Source organism: Streptomyces sp. NPDC052107 (assembly GCF_040680215.1).
Lineage (GTDB): Bacteria > Actinomycetota > Actinomycetes > Streptomycetales > Streptomycetaceae > Streptomyces.
The window spans coordinates 1-1,680 of sequence record NZ_JBFAWG010000265.1; the positions used below are offsets into that span (position 1 = coordinate 1).

1 protein-coding gene is annotated in these 1,680 nt (G+C 70.8%); it reads left to right on the plus strand.

Annotation, left to right across the window (positions count from 1 at the left end; all coding sequences use genetic code 11):
* A partial coding sequence (locus tag AB0M27_RS47670) for an SDR family oxidoreductase (RefSeq protein WP_365732444.1) occupies positions 1-1,680 on the plus strand: 1,680 nt, incomplete at both ends.

The following is a 1,680-nucleotide window of genomic DNA, read 5'->3' on the forward strand; positions in this document are numbered from 1 at the left end:
CGCACCTTCACCGTCCACACCCGCACCCCGGACACAGACGAAGACCGCACCTGGACCCTGCGCGCCACCGGCACCCTCACCGACACCACACCCGCTCTACCCGAACCCATCTCCTGGCCCGAGGACCGGGGCCGACCGACCGATCTGACGGGCTTCTACGACACCCTCGCCGACCTCGGCTACCAGTACGGCCCCGCCTTCCGCGGCCTGCAGGCGGCCTGGCAACACGGCGACGACACCTACGCCGAGATCACACTCGGCGAGGACATCGACGCAGCAGGCCACACCGTCCACCCGGCACTGCTGGACGCCGCGTTGCACGTCCTCATCGCCCCCAGCGGACCCGACACCCCTCTGCGCCTGCCCTTCACCTTCACCGACGTCACCGCGCACCCCATCGCCGAGCCTGTCACCGGCCTCCGCGTCCACGCCACCGCACACCACGACTCGGCCGACACCTTCACCCTGCGCGCCTACACCCCCAACGGCAGGCCCGCCCTGACCATTACCGGCGTCACCCTGGCCACCGCCAACCGCCAAGCCCTCAAGACACCAGTGCCCGTCCCCTCAGTGGAATGGGTCCCGGTCGGACTTCCCCGGACGGAAACCTTCCAGGGCTTCCCCCAGGACTGGACGCAAATCGGCGGCGAGAGCCCCCTGCCGGGCATCACCACGCACTACCCCGACCTCGACACCCTCCTCACCGCGCTCGACAACGGCGCACCCACCCCCACCACCGTCCTCTACCAAGCCCCCAACCCCGACGGCAGCCCCGACACCGTCGACATCCCCGCCGTGACCCGCACCATCACCGCCGGCGTCCTCACCACCCTCCAGACCTGGCTCGCCACGCCCGCACTCACCCACACCCGGCTCACCGTCCTGACCACCGCGGCCACCACCCCCCACCAGGACCTCAACCTCCCCCACACCGCCCTCACCGGCCTGCTCCGCACAGCCCACGCCGAAAACCCCGACACCATCGCGTACGGCGACCTTCCGCGTGGGCCCATCGCCACCGCCGACGTCGAAGCGCTCGGGCAGGCCATCGCCGCCCAGACCCCGCACTTCACCGTCCACAACGGCACCGTCCTCACCCCGCAACTGGCCGCCAGCGCCGAGCAATCCGGCACCGCCATCACCGACTTCGCCAACGAAGCCGTCCTTGTCACCGGCGGAACCGGAGCGCTCGGTGCCGTCACCGCCCGGTACCTGGCCACGCGGGCGGACGTCGGTCGCCTGGTCCTCGTGTCGCGACGGGGCGTGGAGGCCCCCGGCGCCCGGGAACTCGTCGAGGAACTCACCGCTGCGGGGACTCCGGCCACGGTGGTCGCCTGCGACGTCAGCGACTACCAGGCCGTCCGTGAACTGATCGATGAGATCAGTGCCTCCGGCCCCCTGACCGCTGTGGTGCACTCCGCCGGCCTGGTCTCCGACGCGACGCTCAGCAGTCTCCAGCCCGAGCAGCTCACCTCGGTTCTCACGGCCAAGGTCGACGCCGCGTGGAACCTGCACCGAGCCACGCTCGACCAGCCGTTGGCGGCGTTCGTGCTCTACTCCTCGATCACCGGTCTGCTGGGTTCTTCGGGTCAGGGGAACTATGCGGCGGCCAACACCTTCCTGGACGCCCTGGCCGAGTACCGCCACTCCCAGGACCTGCCCGCCACCTCACTGGCCTGG